This window comes from Hymenobacter ruricola, assembly GCF_015694525.1.
Classification (GTDB): Bacteria; Bacteroidota; Bacteroidia; order Cytophagales; family Hymenobacteraceae; genus Hymenobacter; species Hymenobacter ruricola.
The window spans coordinates 29,047-50,304 of the sequence record NZ_JADQDM010000026.1 but is presented as its reverse complement, the minus strand read 5'-3'; the positions used below and the strand labels follow the sequence as shown (position 1 = coordinate 50,304).

The following is a 21,258-nucleotide window of genomic DNA, read 5'->3' as shown; positions in this document are numbered from 1 at the left end:
GCCTGGGCCCGGCACTGGGCCAGGCGGGCGCGCAGGGGGCCCAGGTCGGGCGGGGGCAGGGCGGTGGCGGGGGCGCGGCTGGCGGCTTGCAGGGCGCGCAGGCGGGGCCAGGCGGCGGCCGGCAGCAGGCGGGCGCCGGTTTCGGCCTGCGCCACCGGCACCTGGCCCACGCCCAGCAGCCGGGCCATGTTGGCCTGGGTGAGGCCGAACCAGGCGCGCAGCTCGGCCAGCAGCCCGGTGCCGGTGGGCGAAATCAGGGGAATCATACGCGGGCGTGGCCCCTCAGCCGGGGCCGGGCTAGTAGTGAGCGGGCAAGATAGGGCGGGCTGTTATAAGAATCAGGGAGGGGTCAGATTTTATAACAACCCGCTGTTATAAAATCTGACCCCTCCCTGATTCTTATAACACCGCGAAAACGAATTGCCGCTACTCGCTACCTTTCAGCAGGCATTTAGCTTTTTGCCGACTCTTCTACTACCCTTTATGAAAAAACAGTTACTCCGCTGGCTCCTGCCCTTGTTCCTGCTCCAACTGACCGGCCCGGCGCGGGCCGTGACGTGGCCGGGCACGCCGCCCGCCGCAGCCACGCCCTCGCTGGCCGCCGCCCTCAACCCCGACGGCACCCTGCGCCCCGGCGCCAACGGCTCCTTCGATGCCAGTCAGTTCCGGATGCGGACGGCGCCGGACGGGCGGCCGGTGTTTCGGCCGGCGGGCGTGGCCGGGAGTGGGGATGAGCGGTGGGCGGACGGGTTTGGTCTGCCTATAGGTGCCGACGCCGATGTGCGCGTGGTGGTGCGGTCGGGCGCAAACATCTACATCGGCGGGGCTTTTTCCGTTATCGGCGAAACGGCGGCCAGCCGGGTAGCCCGCTGGGATGGCACGACCTGGCGGGCATTGGGGGGCGGTATCACGGGCAACGGGGTGCTGGCGTTGGCCGTGGCTCCCAACGGGGACGTGTACGCGGGCGGCACCTTCACCCAGGCGGGCGGCGTAGCCGCCAACAACGTGGCCCGCTGGAATGGCACGGCCTGGAGTGCCGTAGGCGCATCGGCGACCTACAACGGCGTAAATGGCGAAGTGAATGCGGTGGCGGTGGCCGGAAACGGGGATTTGTACGTGGGCGGGTCGTTTTCCTTCGCTGGGTTCTCACCGGCTACGATGAGTGCCACAACGTCGGTCAGCAACGTGGCCAAGTGGAACGGCATGGCGTGGAGTGCCTTGGGTGCGACGGGAGCCGAAGGCGTGTTTGGTACGGTTAACGCCTTGGCGGTGGCAGGCAATGGGAATTTATACGTGGGCGGGATATTTGGCATATCCGGCAGAGCCAACAGCGCTCAGAGCGTTGCTTACTGGGACGGCACCACTTGGCATGACATGGACTCTGGAAGAAACGGTGGCTTTGGCGGTGGCGAGGTGTATGCGCTGGCGCTGGCCCCCAATGGCGACGTATATGCAGGCGGCCGCTTTTTTCTGGGGGGCACCTCAACTCTCAGCCTCACTCAGGTCGCTCGTTGGAACGGGGCGGCCTGGACCAGCCTCAGCCCCGGCGGCGGCTACGTCTATGCCCTGACGGTGGGTGCAAACGGTGATGTTTACGCTGGGGGATACTTTAACGCGGCCAGCGGCCAGGCAACCAGCAACGTGGCGCGCTGGAACGGCAGCGCGTGGGTGGCGCTCAGCACGGCCCCCGCTTTCAGCTACACGGTTTACGGGGTGGCTGTTGACGGGGGTGGCAGCGTGTATGCCGGCGGCATCTTTTCCCAAGTCGGTGCTCTGAAGGCAAACCGCTTGGCCAAGTGGAACGGCACCGCGTGGAACAATGTGGGCGGTGCTACCGCTTTGGGCTTGGACTCGCAAGTCTATGCCGTGGCCGTCGCTCCCAATGGCGACGTGTACGTGGGCGGCAATATCACCCAGGCGGGAGGCGTGGCGGTGAATCGAATCGCCAAATGGAACGGCACGGCGTGGAGTACCCTAGGCACCGGCGCGGCCAATGGCGTAAGGGCATCCGGCAGCTTGGCCATAGTGGAGGCGTTGCTGGTTGCTCGAAACGGGGACGTGTACGTGGGGGGCACCTTTGACACCGCCGGTGGGGTTGCCGCCGAAGGCATTGCCAAATGGAACGGGACGGCCTGGAGTGCCTTGGTCACCAGCAATGGCAACGGCGTGAACGGCGGGATAGTATCGGCCCTTGCTGAAGCTCCCAATGGGGACATCTACGTCGGGGGAACTGGCATCAATGTGAGAGTCGGCAGCTCTTTTGCCCGAGGAGTGGCCCGCTGGAACGGAACGAGCTGGAGCCTGTTGGGAACAAGCTTTTCCAACGGCGTAAATGGAGATGTGTATGCGCTGGCCGTGGCTCCAAATGGTGACTTATATGCGGGGGGCAGCTTTAATCAGGCTGGCGGGACGACTGCCATCCGGGTGGCTAAATGGAATGGTACATCGTGGAGCGCATTGGGCAGCGGCACGGATGGCGCCGTCCTTGCGCTGGCGGTGGCCGGCAACGGAGACGTCTACGCTGGCGGGACTTTTAGGCAAGCCGGTGGCCAACCGGCCAGCTTGGTGGCTATGTGGAATGGCACCGCGTGGAGCAACTTGGGCAGTGGCTTTACTGGCCCCGTTGCTTCGAATATTGGTGTTACAGGATTGGCAATTGACGGCAATGGGGACGTGTACGCCGGGGGGACTTTCACTCAATCGGGCGGTGCCTCCATGAACTATGTATCCCGTTGGAATGGTGCTTCCTGGAATAGCTTGGGGACGGGCACGAATAAAAATGTACTGGCTATAGCTATGGGAACAAACAATAAACTTTACGCTGGTGGGAATTTTGGCGCCACCGGCGACGGCAGCAAGGCGATGGCCTACTTCGGCATCTACGACCCCAACGCGCCGCTGGCCACGAAGGCCCCGGCCGCGCCCTTTGCGGCTCTGTTCCCCAACCCGGCCCACGGCGTGGCCACGCTGCGCCTGCCCGCCGGGGCCCCCCGTCTGCCCGTGGTTTTGACCGACGCGCTGGGCCGGGTGGTGCGGCAATACCGCTCCCCGGCCACGCCCGAAACGGAACTGGACCTGCGCGGCCTGCCCGCCGGCGCCTACGTGCTGCGTTGCGGCCAGCTCAGCCAGCGCTTGGTGGTGGAGTAGTCAGCTGGTTGTGGATGGCGGTTTCAGGCAAAGTATTTGCTGTGGCCCGCGGCATGAAACAAACGTTACGTTCTTTCCTGCTGCTGCTGGTCCTGAGCTTCTCCGCCCTGGCACGGGCCGCCACGCCGCCCGCTACGCCCTCGCTGGCCGCGGCCCTCAACCCCGACGGCACCCTCAAACCCGAAGCCACCGGCTCTTTCGACGCCCGCCGGTTTTGCCTGCGCACCGCGCCCGATGGCCGGCCGGTGTTTCGGCCCGCGGGCGTGGCCGGCGCCGGGGATGAGCGGTGGCAGGACGGCTTGGGCCTGAACGGCGCCGAACGGCGCATAAACACCGTGGTGCGGTCCGGCAACGATATTTACGTGGGCGGCGCGTTCCGGCTCATCGGCAACATCGCGGCCAACTACGTGGCCCGCTGGAACGGCACGGCCTGGTCCAGTTTGGGCACGGGCACCGCCAATGGCACCGACCGCGAAGTGCAGGTGCTGGCCGCGGCCCCGAACGGCGACGTGTACGCCAGCGGCTTTTTTGGCTTGGCCGGAGGTGTGCCGGCCAACGGCCTGGCCCGCTGGAACGGCACGGCCTGGAGCGCCCTGGGCACGGGGCCTGCCGGCGAACTGGACGGCTTTGCCGCCGCCCTGGCCGTGGCCCCGAACGGCGATTTATACGTGGGCGGCACCATTACCCGGGCCGGCGGAATACCGGTCAACAACGTGGCCCGCTGGAACGGCACCGCCTGGAGCGCCCTCGGCGCCGGCATTAGCCTGGGCAGCACCGGCGGAACCACCGTTACCGCCCTGAGCGTGGCCGGCAACGGCGACGTGTACGCCGGTGGCAATTTCACCGAGGCCGGCGGCTTGCCGGCCAACAACGTGGCCCGCTGGAACGGCACCGCCTGGACTTCCCTGGGCGCGGGCACGGCCAACGGAACCAATGGCGGGATTTATACGCTGGCTGTGGCCCCCAACGGCAACCTGTACGTGGGCGGCTTCTTCACGCAGGCGGGCGGCGCATCCGCCGGCAACGTGGCCCAGTGGAACGGCACCGGCTGGACCTCCTTGGGCACGGGCACTACCACCAATGGGGGCGCGGCCGTTGAAACGATGGCCTTGGCCGCCAACGGTGACTTGTACATCGCCGGCAACTTCACGCAGGCCGGGAGCGCCACCGTCAGCCGGGTGGCCCGCTGGAACGGCACGGCCTGGAGCGCCGTGGGCACGCCCCCCGCCAATGCCATCGGCACCACGATAAAGGCGCTGGCCGTGGCCGGCAACGGCGACCTGTACGCCGCCAGCACCGGCGCCAACTCCATTGCCGGGGCCGCCGCCTACTACCTGCTCCGCTGGAACGGCACGGCCTGGGGCACCGTCAACAGCGGCCTGAACGGGGTGTTCGGCACCACCTACAACCCCGCGATTTATGCCCTGACGACCGTTGCCAACGGCGACGTGTACGCGGCCGGCGACCTCCGGCTGGCCGGCAGCGCCAATGTGAACGGCGTGGCGAAGTGGAACGGCACGGCCTGGAGCGCGGTGGGCACCGGCATCGTCAACAACTCCATTCGAGCCGTGGCGGTGGCTACTAACGGCGACGTGTACATCGGCGGCGCCTTCACGCAAATAGGCCCCACCGCCATCAGCTACGTGGCCAAGTGGAACGGTACGGCCTGGAGCAGCCTGGGCTCTGGCACCGCTGGCGGCGTCAACAACGCCGTGAATGCCCTGGCCCTGGCCCCCAACGGCGACCTGTACGTGGGCGGCGCCTTCACGCAGGCCGGGAGCGTGGCTGCCGCTTTCATAGCGAAGTGGAACGGCACGACCTGGAGCACCCTGGGCTCGGGCCTCACCAACGGTATGGATGGCACCGTGAGCGCGCTGGCCCTGGCCGGCAACGGGGACCTGTACGCGGGCGGCAGCTTCAGCCTGGCCAATGGCATCATCGCCAACCACGTGGCCCGGTGGAACGGCACGGCCTGGAGCAGCCTGGGAGTGGGCCCGGCCAACGGCATCGACGCCTCCGTGAATGCGCTGGCGGTGGCCGCCAACGGCGACGTGTACGCGGGCGGCGGCTTCACGCAGGCCGGCGGGGCCCCGGCCAGCCGGGTGGCCCGCTGGAACGGCACCGCCTGGGCACCCATCGGCACGGGCGCCGCCAACGGCACGAATGGCAGCGTCTCCGCGCTGGGGTTGGCCGGCAACGGCGAGGTGTACGTGGGCGGCAGCTTCACGCAATTCGACGGGACGGCAGCGGCCCGCGCTGCGCACTGGAACGGGAGCACCTGGGGCCCGCTCGGCACCGGCCTCGACGGCAACGTTACCGCCCTGACCATGGGAACCAGCGGCAAGGTGTACGTCGGCGGGTCCTTCACCGGCGTTGGCGATGGCAGCAAGGTCATGTCCCGCTTCGGCATCTACGACCCCAGCGTGCCGCTGGCTGCCCGCGCCGCTGCTCCAACTGGTTTCGCGGCCCTGTTCCCCAACCCGGCCCACGGCACAGCTACGTTGCGCCTGCCCGCCAGTACCCCCCGCCAGGGCATCACCCTCACTGATGCGCTGGGCCGCCCCGTGCGGCAGTACCCCGCCCCGGCCACGCCCGAGGCTGAATTGGACCTGCGCGGGCTGCCCGCCGGTGTCTACGTGGTGCGTTGCGGCCAACTTAGCCAGCGCCTGGTGGTGGAATAAGAAAGCGGCGTGCTGAAAAATGCAAAAAGCCCGCTGGCCAATCGGTCAGCGGGCTTTTTGCATGGCTTGCGGGCCGGGCTACACGGCCGGCTTGGGCGCTGGCAGGTCAAAGGCGGTGGCGTCGTGCTCGAAATGGCCTTTGTGCGAGCCGTCGCAGAAGGGCTTTTGCTTCGAGAGCCCGCAGCGGCAGATGCTGATGCGCTGGCGGCCGCCGAGGCCGTAGGGCTGGCCCTGGGCATCTACGAGTTCGATGTCTTCGCCCTCCACGCGGAGGGAGCCGTTGGAAAGGACGGTGAGTTTGGTGGGCATGGGGAGTTGGGGTAAATGAGTAAAAATTATAGCGGCTTGCGCATCACGTAGTCGTTCATGAAGTACGGCCCGATGGGCACGTCTACCTCGCGCTGCCGGGCAAAGCCGCGCCGCTCATAGAAGGCAATGGCGGGGTTGTAGCGGTTCACGTTCAGGTCCAGGAAGGTGCCGCCGGCGGCGCGGGCCGCGTTTTCCACCGCCTCGATGAGGTGCACGCCCAGGCCCTGGCCCTGCCGCGTGGGCAGCACGTAAATCTTGTGCAGCTTGTAGCCGGTGCCGCCGTCTTCCTCGGCCGGCAGGGGGCTGAAGGACGCAAAGCCCACCGGCTCGCCGTCCACGTACGCCAGCAGGAAGGTGTGGCGCTGCTCGGCCATCTGCCGCTTCAGCGAGGTCGACGTGTAAATCACCCGGTACATGTACTCCAGCTGCTCGCGCGAGATGATGAAGCGGTAGGTGGGCTCCCACGTAGCCTCGGCCAGCTGAATAATAGTCGGGATGTCCTTGAGCGTGGCGGGCTCGATGCGCGGCAGGGCGAGTTGGGCGTCAGAAGTCATAAGCGGCAAAACACGAAATTGCGGCGAAAAAACCGAAACAGGCCGCGCGTTTCATACGGTTGGCGCGCTCCTTGCGTTAAAAAGCCGACTCCAAACGTTCATTTTCGCTTACGCATGAAATCTGCCTCTCTCTTTTTTCTGTTGCTGGCCGGCCTGCCCCTCGCCGGCCGGGCCCAAACCGGCACCCCCCAGGACGAGCTGCTCCGGCGCGGCGAGCTCACCGGCGCCCGCCCTTCGGCCGCCCTGGCCCGGCCCCGCGCCGCCCGCCCCGCCGCGTCCGACCCCGTGCAGCAGCACCTGCTCAGCTCCGACGTGAACCTGGCCCAGGTGAGCGCCCACCAGATGCCCGACCTCTACGAGCGGTTCATTGCCACCACCCGCGACGAGCGCCGCGCCTGGACTGCCCAGCAGTGGGACGCCGCCGGCCAGGTGCTCGCCCGCCTCAACCAGCGCTACGAGCAGGTGCGCACCGAGCTGCCCCTCGAAGAGCGCCTGCGCATCCGCAGCTTCCAGGGCGAGTTTCACACCCTGCGCGGCGCCCGCGACGTAAAAGAAAAGCTGGACTAGCCGCGCGCCGGGCCCGCTTCCGCCCCGCGCTCAATCAGCCACTTAAAGGCCGTTTCCAGGTCGTCGAACTGCTCGATGGCGATGTGCGGGCGCAGCGCCGCAATGAATTCGTGGCTGGCAAACTGGTTTTCGCGGTCGGGCGAAAACAGGTAGGCCATGGCCCGCACGCCGGCTTTCAGGGCCTGGGGCAGCCACTCGTACTGCAGCCAGGGCAGGGCGTCGCTCCAGTCGCCGCCGGTGTCGCTTTTGTCGTTCAGAATGAGCGGGTACTCGAACTGCGCGCGCCAGTGCGCCGCCTGCTGCACCCCCCGGATGAGCTCCGGCCCCGCCAGGTGGCCGTGCCAGCGCACGTATAGCAGCTTGTACTCCGGGTAATAGAAATATTCCGCCAGGGGCGCCCCGTGGACGTCGGTCAGGGTCAGCAGGTGGTCGGAAGAGGCGGGATGCATAGCAGGAAATTACAACAATTTCGCAAGCTTTTCCAAATATAGCAAGTGTTTGATAAAGCCGGCAAAATACGGTTGGGCTGCTACCTTTGGGGTTCTGCTTTTCTCTCGCCTTTTTCGTTCGTAGCGCATGCACATTGCCATCGTCGGCAACATTGGGGCCGGTAAAACCACGCTGGCCCACAAGCTGGCCCACCATTTCCGTTGGGAAGTCTTTCTGGAAGACGTGGATGACAACCCGTACCTGAAGGATTTTTACCACGACATGCCCCGCTGGGCCTTCCACCTGCAGGTGTATTTCCTCAACGGCCGCTTCCGCCAAACGCAGCGCATCAAAGAGTTGCAGAAGGCCGGCCGCGGCATTATCCAGGACCGCACCATCTACGAAGACGCCCACATCTTCGCCGCCAACCTGCACGAGTCGGGCCTGCTCGAAACTCGCGACTACAACAACTACTACGCCCTGTTCGAGTCGATGATTGACCTAGTGGCGCCGCCCGACCTGCTGCTCTACCTCCGCGCCGACCTGCCCAAGCTCGTGAGCCAGATTGAGAAGCGCGGCCGCGACTACGAAAACAGCATCAGCATCGAGTACCTCAAAAGCCTCAACGAGCACTACGAGAAGTGGATAAGCAGCTACAGCGCCGGCCGTTCCCTCATCGTGGACGTGAGCGAGCTCGACTACGTGCGCAACCCCGAGGACCTCGGCACCATCATCGACAAGATTAACAACACGCTGTTCGGGCTTTTCTAAGATATCCTATAGACCGTCATGTCGAGCTGGTCGAGACATCTCGCGTGCAGCAGTGATTATTACTCTGGCACGCGAGATGTCTCGACCAGCTCGACATGACGGTTTTTAGCAGATTTATTCAGCAACCGGCAGTGCCTGATTGAAAAAATCCACCAGCGGCTGCGCCGCCGCAATGCCCGCCACCACCTCGTTCACAAACCCCGGCGCCAGCACTTCCGCGTCGGCATAAAATCGCCCGGCCCCGAAGGTTTTCAGGCGCAGCCACGCCAGGTCCGGGTCATCGGCCGCGTAGCCGCGCGGCGGCCGCGTCAGTTGCGGCCCGGTGGTGTCCAGCCCGTCCGGGAAGTAGCGCAGTAGCCCCGGCGCCTGCCGCAGCCGGTGAAATTCCTCGCCGCTGTAGTGGATTTCCTGCCGAATGGCCGCCAGCATCTCGGGCGTGGGGTGGAAGGTGCCCGCCCCCAGCCAGCTCTTGCCCTCGGGCTGAATGGCCAGGAAATAGCCCGCCCGCGGCGCGTGCCGGCCGCCCCGCTTCAGGCCGGCGCCCATGCGGCGCTTGTAGGGCTCGGGGTCGCGGTGGGCGCGGTCGTTTTTGTGCAGCCGAAACATGACGTCGGCCGTGGTCAGGTTGGCCAGGTCGGGGTCGGTGGTGGCCACGCGGGCCAGCACCTGGCGCACCAGCTCGGTGCAGGCGGCACGGGCGCGCTGGTATTCCGGACGGTGCGCGGCCATCCAGGCAGTGGTGTTATTAGCCGCCAGCTCGGCCATAAATTTCAGCAAATAGTCAAGTTCCATGCAAAAGCCGGGCAAAGGGCCCGGCTTCGCAAAACGCCACGGCGGGCGCCAGAGTTGCGGCCGGCACGCGGGCGGCTATTTGTAGCTGAGCACCGTCAGGGCGTCGCCCACGCGCAGGCGGCCGTGGTCGGGCCCCGTCACGTTTTGGCCAAAAAGCGTGCTGTTCTCTGCCTGGCGATAGGTGGCCAGCGTGCGCAGCGGGTCGCTGGTAGGGCTTCTCCGGGCGGTTTCCTGGTCAATAGTCGTCAGCACGCAGCGCCCGCAGCCCCGCACGGCCCGGAAAGGCAGGTCGCCAATCCGGAATTGCTCCCACTTATCGTCCTCGTACGCCGCGCCACCGCCAAACACCAGGTTGGGCCGAAAGCGGTTCATCGGAACGGGCTGGGCTAGGCGGGTGTTTAAGTCGGCCAGCGCCGCCTCGCCCAGCAGCAGGAAGGGGTAGCCGTCGGCAAAGCTCACCAGCTGGCCCTCCGGGTTGAGCGCGGGTTCCACGTCGCGGCGAACCATGTCCGACATGTACACCAGCCGGCAGGGGCGGCCCAGGGCTTCGGCCAGCCAGTCATCGGCCTCGGGGGCGCCGCGCCAGGCCCACAGAATGTCGTCCCACAAGGTCACAAACAGCGTTCGGTCGGGCGTGGCCTCAAAGGGAATGAACAGCGGCAGCAGTTCGGGCCGTTGACGGTGCGAAATCAGAAAGCCATTGTAGGCCGGCGCCACCGCCAGCAGAGCTAGTTCCGGGTGCTGCCGTTGCGTCATGAAGCGGTTGCGCTCGTCCACCAGCAGCCAGCGCCGGTCGTGGCGCAGCCCGCGGGGCGTCACTTCCGCCTCGGGCACGGCGTAGCCGCCCAGGGACTTAACGGGATAAAGAAAAAGGCCAGTGAGCTGAAGCGGTGCAACCATGCGGCAAAAGTACCCGGGAAATGGCAAGATGGCGAACCGCTCACTCCACCACCAGCAAGTCGGAAGCCCGCACAAAGGCCACCTTGCGCTGCCATTCCACCCGGTACCAGATGTCCTGCCGCCCCAGCACCGGCAGCCGGTCGCCGATGGCCGCGGTGCTCAACCATGCCGCGCCCGCGCTGGGCCCCGCCATCAGCGCCGCCCCGGAGCGAGCCACCAGGCCCGCCGGCACCGGCCGCAGCCAATGCAGGTAGGCGCCCAGCAGCGCCACGTAGGCGGCATACCCCAGCCACGCCCCGCGCGGCCCCCGGCGCCACAGCAACCACACAGCGCCCACCATGGCCCCGCCCAGCAGCGCCTGCAGCCCCGGGTAGTAGTAGCGCTGGGCCTGCACCCGCAGCTCCTGCTGCCAGGTGGCCGGGTAGCCCACCAGCCGGTGCTGCGTGGCCAGGGCCACCATTTGCCGCCACGTGCGCACCCGCGGCTGGCGCGCCTGCGCCAGGCTCAGGTAGAGCAAGGCGGCCGGGTAATGCCCCAACTGTTGCTGCACGTACGCCATTTTCAGTAGCAGCACGGGCGAAACCCGTCTTTCTTTCCAAACCTGCCGGTGATAATCCGCCGCGGCGGCCGAAAATTGCCCGGCCGCGAACAGCGAATCGGCTTGCCGGACAAGGGCCAGCGACGTAGTCGTAGAAATAGCGGAGATTTTTTTTCCAGCCGATTTTGTACCCAATGCCCAGACAGGCAGCAGGATTAATGCCAGTAAAAGCGTCCGCACGGAAAGGAAAGAGACTTTTTTTTGAGTCAAGGTTGTGTAGTTCGGGAGGTCGTCGTACTTTTGTGCCCACAAAAAAGGTAGCGCCTTTTGAAGTGACAAGGTACCGATTCTGTAGCTCAGCTGGTAGAGCAGTACACTTTTAATGTACGGGTCCTGGGTTCGAATCCCAGCGGGATCACCGCAAAGCCCTCGGCGTAAAGCCGGGGGCTTTTTTATTTTTATGCAGTTGGACTTGCACCCTTAAGCTAGCGCTTTGCACGGGTAAACAAACAAATATGAAGCCCCGGCTGCTGAATGCAACCGGGGCTTCGAAGCAAGAAGAAACTGGAGCGCTAGGTAGCTAGCGTTTAGCCAATGAGCACAGCGACGTCGTTACATGTTCTGCAGCAGCCACGCAATCGCGTCTTGAGCTGTGGTGAACGATGGGTGCGTGCCGTACCCATTCGCCGCAATAGGCACGAACGGCGTAATCACTCGTAGTTGCCCCCCTACCTCGGCGTAAAAGTTACCCGCCAATACGCTGACGTCGCCATCATAGAATTGGTAGCGCGTTCCGGCCCGGTCATAATGCGTGCCGAACAGGGTTTTGCCCGCGGGCACTGGCTGCCCCAACGCGTCTGTTGTTGGCGGCTTGGGGTCGTGGATGAACGTCGGCAAATCTGGCACGCCTGTGGGGCTAAGGTACGTCACGCCAAACGTGCTGCCGATGGTGAAATCCACGGCGTGCTTCGTGCGCACCAAGTCGCGGTTGCCGTTATTGAACTCCATTGAATAGCCCCCTTCCTCCAAGGACCGAAAGCCAAAGCCTGAAGCCACTTGGCCATTAGGTACACTCAAGCCACCGCCGCCTTTCAGAAACGTGCCTTCCAAGACCGGCGTGGCAGTTTCCCCACCAAATAAAATGCTCCCCCCGCGCAGGAGGACGTGTCCTTGATTTCCTTCGATATAGGGCCCCACGAAAACCGAATTATTAGCCACGGGTACGGTGGCAATGGCCCCGCCGCTGCGAAAGGTTCGGGTGCTGTTCCAGCGGTAGTAGAGATTGGAGGCAAATGTGGTTACCTCGCCGATAGAAGTCCATGTGGCGTTGCTGAAGCCGGTCCACTTGCCGCTGATGAAACCAGCCTCGGGCATCTGGCCCGTGTTGTCCACCCGGGCAACATAATAAAGAACTTTTTCATACGCAGCCGTTGCGTTCCAAACGTCAAACGTGGTGTTCCACTGGCTTTCTAGCAAATCAAATTGGTGGTTGGTTGCGCTTGGGTCAAACTTGCCCAAATACGTCCAATACGTCGTATCTTGAAGGGGAACAGGCGCTTGGTTCGTGTTGCTTTCCGCGCAAGCAAAATAGTACTGGATGCCTTGGTCCACTTTTTGAACAAAGTTTCCGGTGTGCACGCGGCAGGTAGAGCCCGTCAGGGCAGAATCCCCGTAGACGCTGTTGTTGTTGGTGTGGCAGTTGGTCCACACGCAACTGTAGATGCTTTCATCCAAAATACCCCAGTACTTGTTGCTGGTGGCATCGAAGCTGTTGATGTTCCCCACGTTGCAGTCGCTGCCGCTGACGTGAATGCCGTGTTCGGCGTTGAAACGAGCCACGCACCGGTGCACTTCCCAGAGGCTGGAATTGGAAGCCGGCACGTTGCCGGTTAAACGAAAGCCGCAGCCCTGAAAATTATAGACGCTCACGTCTTCGATTATCATGCGGCAGTCCGCCGTTACGCCGTGCTTCTGCCCGTCGGCTTGATAGGGCGAAGACGCGATGTTGCCAAAATGGATTCGCCGAAGCGCGGCCACGAAATCGCCGTGGGACGTCGGCGTCGGGGCCGTATGGAAATGAATGCCGGCGGTCCCCAGGAAGGAAAAGGCCGTCGGGTAATCGTAGAACAAATTGCCTTCCCCTTCAATCTGCACGTTGACGTACACGTGGATGGTGTCGGAAAAGAAGTACGACAGTCCCACCGGGGCGGACGGTACGTAGATGGTGCGGTACTTGGAATGGTTGGCCACAAAGTCCAGCGCCGCCTGCATGGCCGGTAGGTTGTCTTGAACGTTGCTGGTGGAAGTCCCGGCCGATTCGGGCCGGTCGGCTTTGGCCCCAAACCAGCACAGGTTGAGCGTGTTGTTTTCCGTGATGCGCACCCACCGGCCTTGCGCGACGCCGGGCACTTGCACGACCATCACGCCGTCGCCAGTGGCCGTGGAGGAGTCGTCCCAGAAGAACGGGCTGCCGCCGCCGTCTCCAGGGGTGTTACGGCCAAGCAGAGTTGCCGTGTCGTGCGTTGCGCCCAGCGTGCCCGCCAAGTCAACTAAGTTGTCAAAAACGTAAGCATTCATAAGTGTAAAAGGGTAAAGGGTTGATAATATGTGGTAAACACATTGCGTAACTAGCCTCGCCTATGCATCGACGCTGCTGAATAGCTAACATGTTTAGTACACAAACGTAACTAATTTAGTTGGCAATTATTGCTAATAAAATTGACTTTCTGTGAATTTTTATTGCTCCCCGATATTGGACTGACTTATGGCTGCCGACCCACTGCGCCTGCTGCCCAGGGCGACATCCAAGTGCTTAATGAGGAACTGGGTGTCATTCTCTTTGCGCAAGCAGAGCTACTGTTGCGACAGCGGCAGGGCGCATCGAAGTTCTTATATGCGCCGCCTGATACTTGGGAGGCCTTGCTGAATGAAGCTGGTGCAGGAAGAAGTCACCAGAATCGGTGGACGGGGTGCGGTGGCGCTTGCAGAAGCTGCGGGAAGAGCGGCAGTCGCCGATATTTCGTGTAGCCACCCACGACCCGGCTAGTTGTATGAGTGGGCGCTTGCGGGCTTGTGGGCTGGCACTGCCCGCAAGCCTGGCGAAAGCCGCATCAGCAATGCCCTGAATCAGGGCGGCCCGCTGGACAGCCTGTTCTGTGCCCGATTCTTTTTCTGCCCAGTTTGCCACCTTGTAGAACTTGGGCGGGATTTTGGAGAACTTTCATTCGCGTATCTTGCGGGTGATTGTTGATGTTGGCAAAGATATGCGATATTTCTAGCAAAAAGCAAGAAAAATCAAGTGACCGAAACTAGAAAAATCGTAGAAAAAACGCAACAGCCTGTTCACGAGCGATTAATTTTTTTAATCGAAAGGCTCGCTGGCGGTGTTCAGGCACGCTTCGCTGACCGTGTAGGAGTACCTACGGGTACAATCGGGGACATTTTAGGCAAAAAGAAGTCCAAGCCCGGGTTCGAGCTTACTGGAAAAATCTTGCTGGCGTATCCTGAAGTGAGCGAGCGTTGGTTGCTTACTGGCGAGGGTGAAATGCTCAAAACGAAGGTTTCAGCTCCCTTACAAGAAATTTCTTCTTATCCTCCCAGCCAAAACAACGTACAGGCTGTGGGCCTGCTCTCCGATATCCCCGTCATTGATTTGGGCCGTGTAAGCTTCAAAGCCCGGGCGTCGTTTAACTATGCCCAACTGCAGCGCTTCATGAGCAGTGAGCTATTTGACAAGGTGCTCTTCCGTTTGCCCCCAGGCCGCACAGCGGAGGATTACAAGGATGCTTTGGTGTTCGACATCGAGGGGGACAGCATGGAGCCCAGCCTACGCGACGGCCAGCAGGTGATTGCCTGGCCGGTGTCAGAGGGCAAATGGGAGTATCTGCACAATACTATATGCGTCGTGGATTACGACGATACCGTGACGGTGAAGGCAATTCTAAAAAACGACCTCAACAATACTGACGGGCTTACGCTGCACGCCACCGGCGGGGCTGGTGGGTCTTTCACAGTGGCCCGGAAGGACATCCACTCCATTTGGGAGGTGCGGGAATTTTATGGAGTGGTACCGGTGCGCTTGGTTGCTGCTTAGTCCAAAATCTTCATCAGGAAACAATTCACATAAACCCAAAACTAGCCTAGCCTAATTGGGGACCAAGCAATACTCGTGCTTTCGCCTTCTGAAAAATGATTTGGCCAAGGCTTCGGCTGATATCCGAACATGAAAGACCCTTTCCTGCTGGTGGCACCCGGTATGCTCTTCTCACCAATACCGGGTGGGGTAGGCGTTAACTAGCCGGAACTGCTCGCGTACCTGAGCATGCTAAGTATGATGGTGGTGGGTGGGCATTAAAGCGTGGCGGGAAGGAAATCGGATGGGTGGAGACATAATGCTTCCTGTTGCTACCGCAGGAACGTTGTTTCTACCCTGGATTACTTTTCTCGTTTTCAGCTTTTTTTGGTGAGCAGGTATTTTTTGCTGCACACCCTTCTGACGCCCGCTCCCTACCTTTCCACCCGTGAACCGCCTGCTTCTCCACGTCGCCCTGCTGGCCCTGCCCTTCGCGGCCACCGTCCAGGCCACCCACCCCTGCACCACCCACAAAACGGTCAATCACCACGTCGGCGCCAAAGCCAAGGTCAAAACCAAGCACGCCAGCGGCCGCACGGTGTACTACTGCGCCATCGGCAACACGGTCAAATACTACGCCTCGCCCGGCTGCCGGGGCTTGTCCCGCTGCGGCGCCGTGCTGGAGAAAATGAGCCTGACGTCTGCTCAGCAGCGCACGGGCCCGTGCAAGTGGCGCTACCAAGTAACCGCCGCCAAGCCACCCCGCAGTCATGGGCAAGGAAAGGGAGAAGTAGACCAGCAAAAAGCCCCGGCGTCACCGGGGCGTTTTTGTTGAACCAATGACAAGGACCCGCTATTTCACCTGGAAGGATTGCCTGACGCGGGCCCCGTTGACCTGGGCCGTGAGCCAGTATAGGCCCGGGGCCAGCCCGGTCACCTGCCACTCGGTGTCCGTCGCGGCCGTTACGGTGGGGGCCACGCGCTGGCCCAGGGCAGTGTAAAACGAGCCGGCGACCGGAGCCAGGGGCTGGGCCCAGCGCACCCGTAGTTGGCCGTCCCGCGCCGGGTTGGGAAAGCACTGCACCCCAGCCCCGGCGGCGCGGGCCGGGGCAGCCGCCAGCACCTGTGCGTTGAGGGCCTGCACCTCTGACGCGGCCAGCGCCCGGTTGTAAAAGCGGGCCTCGTCCAGGCTACCGTTCAGGCCCAGCCCGAAGCGGTTTGCCTCGACCAGAAAGCCCGTAGTGCTCGTGCTGAAGCCCGGGTTCAGGTCCACAAACATCGCGGCCGTGGCGTCGAGCGTGAACACCGACCCGCTGACTGTGCCGTAGTTGGGGCGGGGCGAGACGTAGGTCAGGGGCTGGGCCGCGCCGTCCACGTACACCCGAATTTCCCGGGTGCCCCGGTTTACCACGGCGGCGGCCGTGTGCCAGAGCCCGTCGTTGAAAGAAGCCTGCGTGGCCAGCCCAAGCGCACCGTTGGGCGAACTGGCCGCCACCAGGCCCAGGTACACCTTGCCCACGCGCGCGTTGTCAAAGCCCAAGCTCCAGCCCCGGGCCCCGGTGCCCGTTGCCGTGTAATACCCCTGGTTGGTGAAAAAGGCCTGGGTAGACGAGCCCAGCGACCGGAAAGCCACCGAGAAGCTGAAGTCGCCCGTGGTGCCGAAGCTGAGCAGGCCGTTGGGCAGAATCCAGACTTCGCCGTTGCCGCCCAGCCGCAGCGCCGCGTTGGCTTGGTTGCGGGCATCGGGCCCGAAGCCCGCGTTGGTGGCACTGTTCACGCCCATGTTTCCCAAGGCATCGGCCGTGTTGTTGTCGAAGGGAAAGCGGCCCAGCAAGCCGGCGTTTACTTGAGCGCCCGCGCTTTGCGCAAACAGGCAGCCCGTCAAGAGGAATAAAAGTCTTCTCATGAAAAAAGAATAACGGAGATAGCATCGGGGGCAAAGGTACGTGCCGCCTCTTGCCACCTGTCGCTCCTAAAAAGGCCGCGGCTTCCTGACGTTTTTTTATGCCCGCCATTTACCTTGCCCCCGTGAAATACTGGCCTCCCGCCGCCCGCGCATGACATATTACCAGCAGCAGTTGCAGCAGTTGCAAGCCCGGCTCTACCCGCAGCCTGAGGTTGGCGACCGGCTCCGGCGGGCCCGGCACCTCATCGACCGGCAGTTCGCCGACCCCCTCGATTTGGGCCAGTTGGCCGCGGCGGCCTGCTATTCTCGGTTTCACTTCCTGCGCCAGTTCAAGCGCTATTACGGCTGCACGCCGCACGAATACCTGCGCACGGTGCGCCTGGCGCACGCCCGGCGCGCGCTCTTGGCCGGCCAATCGGTCCGCGACGTCTGCTTCGCGGCCGGCTTCGACAGCGTGTCGTCCTTTTCGGGGCTGTTCCGGGAGTGGGCGGGCTGTTCGCCCGCCGCATTTCGGCAGCGTCGCGCAAAAAGCAATTTTGGAGAAGCCGGGTCGTAGCCGCGGGCCGTTACTTGCCGCCTCAACCCCACCGCCATGAACATTCGCCTCACCAGTATTCCCGTCGCCGACCAGGCCCACGCCCTGACGTTTTACACCCAGGTCCTGGGCTTTGTCAAAAAAACCGACGTTCCCCTCGGGGAACACAAGTGGCTGACCGTCGTTGCCCCAAACGAGCGCGACGGCGTCGAACTGCTGCTGGAGCCGATGAGCTTTGCGCCGGCCCAGACCTACCAGCAGGCCTGGTTCGAGGCCGGCATTCCGGCGGCCATGTTCCACGTCGAGGACTTGCAGCAAGAATACGAGCGCTTGCTGGGGCACGGCGTGCACTTCAGCGTCCTGCCCACCGCCATGGGCGCCGTGCGGCTGGCGGTCTTGGCCGACACGTGCGGCAATTATCTGCAACTGGTTCAACTGTAGTCCCCGCACGGGCGAGGGAGCGTTGCCGGGAGCCGTGCCAAGAGCCGCGGAACAGCAGCCCCCCCGTCGGAGCTTTTCTCTCCACCAGTACGCCCGCGCTAGGATAGCCGAGCGAATCGTCATATGTCTCGTTCCTTATCCGCCGGGGCGCTGCGCATGCCTTCTCCCTTTGCTTGCCACGCCATGAATAGTGTTTCGGATGCTCCATCGGACGTCCCTTGGGTTTCCCCATTAGCCAATTGCTGAGCGCTGACGGCGCCCTGTTCGTGGGCCTGGAAGACGGTACTGTGCGCCGCTTCGATTTTGCGACGCAGGAGTGGGCTGAGTTGCACGACCGCAGTTGGGGCGCCATCACCCAATTCGTGCTGGGCCCCACCTTGCAGGGGGAGGCCATTGCCGTTATTCCTCATTGCCCACCGCGCACTTCACCAGGCGCGTCCCCGGGCGCTCACCCACCAACGCCAGGTCTGGGGCGTGTAGCGCAACAAAGGCAGGGCAGCGGCCCAGCGCCCGCCAACGCCTTTGGCAAGCGCAGCCAAAGGGTAAACCCAAAGAAATACACGCCCGCCGGGCTACCGGCCCAGCCAATGCTTCCACAAAGCCCACCCCAAGCCCAGAGCGGCGACCAATCCCATCAGCACGTACACCAGGCGCGCCTGGCGTGAACGGAGGTAGGCGATGCGGGGGCGAAGGGTAGCAAATTTCATGGCCGTCGGCGATAATCCCTCGCAGTACCCGCGCCAGCGCCGCAGGGTTGCGCCATCGGCGTTACCAAATTGTGGCGTCCATGGAGCCTTTCAGGGCCGGCGGCAAGCTGGGTTCAAATGAGTCCGCCGTACAATGCATCAACACCCAACGGAAACGCAGCAAAGCGCCCCATTTTGGAAATAGAACGGGGCGCTTTGATTACGGTTGGTTCAGTCATAAGCGAATACGGGAAGTGTCTTTAAACACCAGGCGAAAAGCTCCGCAGAATAGACTTTTGCTTCGAGAAATACTACGCGGCTACTTCAGCAGCTCGTGCAGCACGGTTTGCATGGAGATGGTGCGGTTGCCGGCTTCCTGGATGATGAGCGAGCCGGGCGCGTCGAGCACGGCGTCAGACACTTCCACGTTGCGGCGCACCGGCAGGCAGTGCAGGAACTTGGCGTCGCTGGTTAGGGCCATGTGCTCGGGGGTGAGCATCCAGGTGGGGTCGTTTTGCAGTACCTGGCCGTAGTCGCGGTAGCTGCTCCAGTTTTTGGCCTGCACGTAGTCGGCACCTTCCAAGGCCTTGCGCTGGTCGTATTCGATGCGGGCGCCTTTGGTGAATTTGGGGTCCAGCTCGTAGCCTTCGGGGTGGGTGATGACGAAGTCGACCCAGTCGATTTCCGAGAACCAGTCGCAGAAGGAATTGGGCACGCACTGGGGCAGGGCGCGCACGTGCGGGGCCCAGGTGAGTACCACTTTCACGCGCTCTTTCTGCTTGGTTTCGGCCACGGTGATAAGGTCGGCAAAGGACTGCAGCGGGTGCAGCGTGGCGCTTTCCAGGCTGATGACGGGCACGGTGGCGTACTGCAGAATCTTGTTGAATACGACTTCGCCGTAGTCCTCGGCCTTGTCCTTGAGGGTGGGGAAGGTGCGCACGCCCAGCACGTCGCAGTATTGGCTCATCACCGCGATGGCGTCTTTGATGTGCTCCTGGGTGCCGCCGTTCATCACCGCGCCATCGGCCATTTCCAGGGTCCAGGAGTCGGCGCCGGCGTTCAGCACCCAGGCTTGCGCACCGAGGTTGTAGGCCGCTTTCACCGAGCTGAGGCGGGTGCGCAGGCTGGGGTTGAAGAAGATGAGGCCGACGGTTTTGTTGCGCCCGATGTGCTGGTAGCCGTAAGGGTTGGCTTTGATTTCCAGCGCTTGTTGGAGCAGAGGTTTGTAGTCGCTGGCATCGGCGAAGGAGGTGAATTTTTTCATTTGGTTTTTGCAGCTTTCTAATGTAATTAAATAATAATGCTTATTGGCATATCTACACAAGACAAGAAGTAGGTATACCAACAAGCATTACAAAGGATTTATAATGCACTGTTAATCAATGCCAAATAGGGCGTCATTTTTTGTGGTTTTGTATTGTTGAGACAATCCACAGGCAATTAAGTAATGTTCCCTAGCTACTTCTTCTTCCTTGATGGGACCAATTGAGCACAATAGAAAAGCAAGGTCGAAATGTGCTTGTGCGCTACTTGGCTCAAGATTAATGGCCTTTTCAAACTTTGTACGCGCTACTGGATAATTTTTTAATTGTTTCATTAACAGATGGCCAAAACTTAATTGAATTGTATAGTCCTCGGGTGCCAACCGTTCGGCTTGTTGTACATGAAATAGAGCTTCTTTGTAAGACCTTGGGTCCAACCTGTATATATTAGAAATATTCATATGAGTTATAGGGTTATTCGGTTCCAGTATTAGCGCAGAGGTATAGTGCTCTAGCGCCTTATCATAATCTTTGAAATGCATGTAAAATAGGTAGCCAAGGTCTCTTTGTGCCTGTACCTGCTTAGGGTTAATAGCTAGAGCATGCTCGTAATTCTCGCGGGCTTGGTCATATTTTGCGTTATCGCCACTTTGCAATAACAAGAAGCCTAAGTTGTAGTAAAGCTTATCATTATTGGGCTCCAACTTTATAGCTTGTTCAAGCATAGCACAAGCGCCGTTCAAATCATTGAATTGATTATTTAGTAAAATAGACAGTTGGCTAAGTAATCCTGGGCTGTTTGTGCTGTCTGGTGCGATTTCTAACGCTCTTTCAAGATGTTCACGCATTTTGGAAGCATCTTCCACTTGGTTATAGTATTGGGCTAAACTGTAATGTGTCTCATAACTATCAGGTCTAATTGCCAATGCTTTATTAAATAATATTAAAGCCTCTTCATAATTTTCAAGGTTCATTTCAATGTCGCCAAGTATGAAATATGATATCCACTCTTCTTGATAAATTTTCATTATCTCAAGTAAATGGCTTTTAGCCTTCTTGAATTCACCAGCTTGATGTAATGTTGAAACTAGGCCGTATAGTACAGTATAATTTCTCGGGTACTTAGCATAAAGTCGGTACAGCTGTAGTTCCTTCTCTTCTTTGTCCTTAATATCAAGAATTTGTAAACATTCGGCTTTGATGCCAGTATCTTCAGCACTAAATCCAATGTGCTCGAATATTTCTTTGTATTGATTTCCTCTAATTTCCGGCCAAGTTGCTGCCCTCATGTCGCTTAATATTCCTGCGAAATCAGAAAATGAATTGCGTATTCTGGTGAAATGATGTAGCTCTTCGCTAATGCTTTGGATATTAGATACATTGCCGAGTGATTTTATTTCTTGGTTAAGTTCAGATATCTTCTCTTCCCAATACCTAACATATTTTATTTTTCCTAGCCCACTATGTATGCCAGCGTTGGGTGCTATTATAGGAAGGATTTTGTTTTTAAAGTCTGGATGCTGAAATAGCTCTAAAGCTTCGAACATACAATTTTTTAGACTGCAAATAGCCCTGACCTATTATAACTAGTACATAGTCCCCTTCAGACATGCTTCGCATGAAATCCTTGAGAGAATCTTTGTAGTTTACGTCACGTTTATCACGTAT

Annotated in this window: 20 protein-coding genes and 1 tRNA gene; 9 read left to right on the top strand and 12 right to left on the bottom strand. The window is 61.1% G+C overall.

The genetic code is table 11. From position 1 onward, the window contains the following. The coding region (locus I2H31_RS24480; protein WP_196295698.1) for a helix-turn-helix domain-containing protein at positions 1–266 on the bottom strand (266 nt) is incomplete at its 3' end. A 217-nt stretch (positions 267–483) separates the two neighbouring features. Between I2H31_RS24480 and I2H31_RS24475 the strand changes: the two genes are divergently transcribed. Then, on the top strand, positions 484–3,147 hold the full coding sequence (locus I2H31_RS24475; RefSeq protein ID WP_196295697.1) for a T9SS type A sorting domain-containing protein: 2,664 nt from the start codon (positions 484–486) through the stop codon (positions 3,145–3,147). A gap of 53 nt (positions 3,148–3,200) precedes the next feature. Beyond that, on the top strand, positions 3,201–5,828 hold the full coding sequence (locus tag I2H31_RS24470) for a T9SS type A sorting domain-containing protein (RefSeq protein WP_196295696.1): 2,628 nt from the start codon (positions 3,201–3,203) through the stop codon (positions 5,826–5,828). A 78-nt stretch (positions 5,829–5,906) separates the two neighbouring features. On the opposite strand, the gene I2H31_RS24465 is transcribed toward I2H31_RS24470, so the two are convergent. Both I2H31_RS24465 and I2H31_RS24460 read right to left on the bottom strand, forming a co-directional pair. Then, positions 5,907–6,137 (bottom strand): CDGSH iron-sulfur domain-containing protein, encoded by a 231-nt coding sequence (locus tag I2H31_RS24465; RefSeq protein WP_196295695.1) that lies wholly within the window; start codon positions 6,135–6,137, stop codon positions 5,907–5,909. 26 nt (positions 6,138–6,163) lie between these two features. After that, the gene (locus I2H31_RS24460; protein ID WP_196295694.1) at positions 6,164–6,691 is read right to left on the bottom strand and encodes a GNAT family N-acetyltransferase; all 528 of its coding nucleotides are present in this window, start codon (positions 6,689–6,691) and stop codon (positions 6,164–6,166) included. Between the two features lie 114 nt (positions 6,692–6,805). Here I2H31_RS24460 and I2H31_RS24455 point away from each other — a divergent pair, with 114 nt between their 5' ends. Beyond that, positions 6,806–7,258, top strand: a complete 453-nt coding sequence (locus I2H31_RS24455; protein ID WP_196295693.1) for a hypothetical protein — start codon at positions 6,806–6,808, stop codon at positions 7,256–7,258. Here I2H31_RS24455 and I2H31_RS24450 read toward each other — a convergent pair. Then, positions 7,255–7,707, bottom strand: coding sequence for a hypothetical protein (locus I2H31_RS24450; RefSeq protein WP_196295692.1), 453 nt, complete (start codon positions 7,705–7,707; stop codon positions 7,255–7,257). The genes I2H31_RS24455 and I2H31_RS24450 overlap by 4 nt on opposite strands. A 127-nt stretch (positions 7,708–7,834) precedes the next feature. Between I2H31_RS24450 and I2H31_RS24445 the strand changes: the two genes are divergently transcribed. Continuing rightward, entirely contained in the window at positions 7,835–8,458 is a 624-nt protein-coding gene (locus tag I2H31_RS24445) for a deoxynucleoside kinase (protein WP_196295691.1), read from the top strand. Positions 8,459–8,572: 114 nt separating this feature from the next. On the opposite strand, the gene I2H31_RS24440 is transcribed toward I2H31_RS24445, so the two are convergent. The 3 genes from I2H31_RS24440 to I2H31_RS24430 form a co-directional block, all read right to left on the bottom strand. After that, the gene (locus I2H31_RS24440; protein WP_196295690.1) at positions 8,573–9,250 is read right to left on the bottom strand and encodes a DUF2461 domain-containing protein; all 678 of its coding nucleotides are present in this window, start codon (positions 9,248–9,250) and stop codon (positions 8,573–8,575) included. 75 nt (positions 9,251–9,325) lie between these two features. Beyond that, the gene (locus tag I2H31_RS24435) at positions 9,326–10,150 is read right to left on the bottom strand and encodes an MOSC domain-containing protein (RefSeq protein ID WP_196295689.1); all 825 of its coding nucleotides are present in this window, start codon (positions 10,148–10,150) and stop codon (positions 9,326–9,328) included. Between the two features lie 40 nt (positions 10,151–10,190). Then, a complete protein-coding gene (locus tag I2H31_RS24430; protein ID WP_196295688.1) occupies positions 10,191–10,724 on the bottom strand; it encodes a hypothetical protein in 534 nt (177 codons plus the stop codon). Between the two features lie 309 nt (positions 10,725–11,033). Between I2H31_RS24430 and I2H31_RS24425 the strand changes: the two genes are divergently transcribed. Then, positions 11,034–11,106: transfer RNA gene (locus I2H31_RS24425), tRNA-Lys, on the top strand. A gap of 194 nt (positions 11,107–11,300) precedes the next feature. On the opposite strand, the gene I2H31_RS24420 is transcribed toward I2H31_RS24425, so the two are convergent. Further along, a complete protein-coding gene (locus I2H31_RS24420) occupies positions 11,301–13,265 on the bottom strand; it encodes a hypothetical protein (RefSeq protein ID WP_196295687.1) in 1,965 nt (654 codons plus the stop codon). Positions 13,266–13,986: 721 nt separating this feature from the next. On the opposite strand from I2H31_RS24420, the gene I2H31_RS25750 reads away from it, so the two are divergent. After that, positions 13,987–14,781: a S24 family peptidase gene (locus tag I2H31_RS25750; protein ID WP_196295686.1), complete on the top strand. Its 795-nt coding sequence runs from the start codon at positions 13,987–13,989 to the stop codon at positions 14,779–14,781. A gap of 427 nt (positions 14,782–15,208) precedes the next feature. Beyond that, positions 15,209–15,595 carry a hypothetical protein gene (locus I2H31_RS24410; protein ID WP_196295685.1) on the top strand — a complete coding sequence of 129 codons (387 nt, stop codon included), beginning with the start codon at positions 15,209–15,211 and terminating at the stop codon, positions 15,593–15,595. Between the two features lie 18 nt (positions 15,596–15,613). Here the strand turns inward: I2H31_RS24410 and I2H31_RS24405 are convergent, their stop codons facing one another. After that, positions 15,614–16,666: a LamG domain-containing protein gene (locus tag I2H31_RS24405; RefSeq protein WP_196295684.1), complete on the bottom strand. Its 1,053-nt coding sequence runs from the start codon at positions 16,664–16,666 to the stop codon at positions 15,614–15,616. Positions 16,667–16,817: 151 nt separating this feature from the next. Here I2H31_RS24405 and I2H31_RS24400 point away from each other — a divergent pair, with 151 nt between their 5' ends. Both I2H31_RS24400 and I2H31_RS24395 read left to right on the top strand, forming a co-directional pair. Next, positions 16,818–17,222, top strand: coding sequence for a helix-turn-helix domain-containing protein (locus tag I2H31_RS24400; protein ID WP_196295683.1), 405 nt, complete (start codon positions 16,818–16,820; stop codon positions 17,220–17,222). A gap of 36 nt (positions 17,223–17,258) precedes the next feature. Beyond that, positions 17,259–17,642: a VOC family protein gene (locus tag I2H31_RS24395; protein ID WP_196295682.1), complete on the top strand. Its 384-nt coding sequence runs from the start codon at positions 17,259–17,261 to the stop codon at positions 17,640–17,642. A gap of 572 nt (positions 17,643–18,214) precedes the next feature. Here the strand turns inward: I2H31_RS24395 and I2H31_RS25565 are convergent. The 3 genes from I2H31_RS25565 to I2H31_RS24385 form a co-directional block, all read right to left on the bottom strand. Then, complete coding sequence (locus I2H31_RS25565; RefSeq protein ID WP_262895816.1) at positions 18,215–18,349, bottom strand: hypothetical protein; 135 nt, start codon at positions 18,347–18,349, stop codon at positions 18,215–18,217. A 298-nt stretch (positions 18,350–18,647) separates the two neighbouring features. Then, entirely contained in the window at positions 18,648–19,592 is a 945-nt protein-coding gene (locus I2H31_RS24390; RefSeq protein WP_196295681.1) for a Rossmann-fold NAD(P)-binding domain-containing protein, read from the bottom strand. A 111-nt stretch (positions 19,593–19,703) separates the two neighbouring features. Next, positions 19,704–21,137, bottom strand: a complete 1,434-nt coding sequence (locus I2H31_RS24385; RefSeq protein WP_196295680.1) for a tetratricopeptide repeat protein — start codon at positions 21,135–21,137, stop codon at positions 19,704–19,706. Positions 21,138–21,258 lie beyond the last annotated feature (121 nt).

What these genes read in the sequence shown, in the direction of transcription:
- I2H31_RS24420 (WP_196295687.1), bottom strand. Translation starts at nt 13,265, where the DNA reads ATGAATGCTTACGTTTTTGACAACTTAGTTGACTTGGCGGGCACGCTG.
- I2H31_RS24435 (WP_196295689.1), bottom strand. Translation starts at nt 10,150, where the DNA reads ATGGTTGCACCGCTTCAGCTCACTGGCCTTTTTCTTTATCCCGTTAAG.
- I2H31_RS24455 (WP_196295693.1), top strand. Translation starts at nt 6,806, where the DNA reads ATGAAATCTGCCTCTCTCTTTTTTCTGTTGCTGGCCGGCCTGCCCCTC.
- I2H31_RS24390 (WP_196295681.1), bottom strand. Translation starts at nt 19,592, where the DNA reads ATGAAAAAATTCACCTCCTTCGCCGATGCCAGCGACTACAAACCTCTG.
- I2H31_RS24440 (WP_196295690.1), bottom strand. Translation starts at nt 9,250, where the DNA reads ATGGAACTTGACTATTTGCTGAAATTTATGGCCGAGCTGGCGGCTAAT.
- I2H31_RS24470 (WP_196295696.1), top strand. Translation starts at nt 3,201, where the DNA reads ATGAAACAAACGTTACGTTCTTTCCTGCTGCTGCTGGTCCTGAGCTTC.
- I2H31_RS24385 (WP_196295680.1), bottom strand. Translation starts at nt 21,137, where the DNA reads ATGTTCGAAGCTTTAGAGCTATTTCAGCATCCAGACTTTAAAAACAAA.
- I2H31_RS24475 (WP_196295697.1), top strand. Translation starts at nt 484, where the DNA reads ATGAAAAAACAGTTACTCCGCTGGCTCCTGCCCTTGTTCCTGCTCCAA.
- I2H31_RS24450 (WP_196295692.1), bottom strand. Translation starts at nt 7,707, where the DNA reads ATGCATCCCGCCTCTTCCGACCACCTGCTGACCCTGACCGACGTCCAC.
- I2H31_RS24445 (WP_196295691.1), top strand. Translation starts at nt 7,835, where the DNA reads ATGCACATTGCCATCGTCGGCAACATTGGGGCCGGTAAAACCACGCTG.
- I2H31_RS24460 (WP_196295694.1), bottom strand. Translation starts at nt 6,691, where the DNA reads ATGACTTCTGACGCCCAACTCGCCCTGCCGCGCATCGAGCCCGCCACG.
- I2H31_RS25565 (WP_262895816.1), bottom strand. Translation starts at nt 18,349, where the DNA reads ATGAAATTTGCTACCCTTCGCCCCCGCATCGCCTACCTCCGTTCACGC.
- I2H31_RS24405 (WP_196295684.1), bottom strand. Translation starts at nt 16,666, where the DNA reads ATGAGAAGACTTTTATTCCTCTTGACGGGCTGCCTGTTTGCGCAAAGC.
- I2H31_RS24395 (WP_196295682.1), top strand. Translation starts at nt 17,259, where the DNA reads ATGAACATTCGCCTCACCAGTATTCCCGTCGCCGACCAGGCCCACGCC.
- I2H31_RS24400 (WP_196295683.1), top strand. Translation starts at nt 16,818, where the DNA reads ATGACATATTACCAGCAGCAGTTGCAGCAGTTGCAAGCCCGGCTCTAC.
- I2H31_RS24465 (WP_196295695.1), bottom strand. Translation starts at nt 6,137, where the DNA reads ATGCCCACCAAACTCACCGTCCTTTCCAACGGCTCCCTCCGCGTGGAG.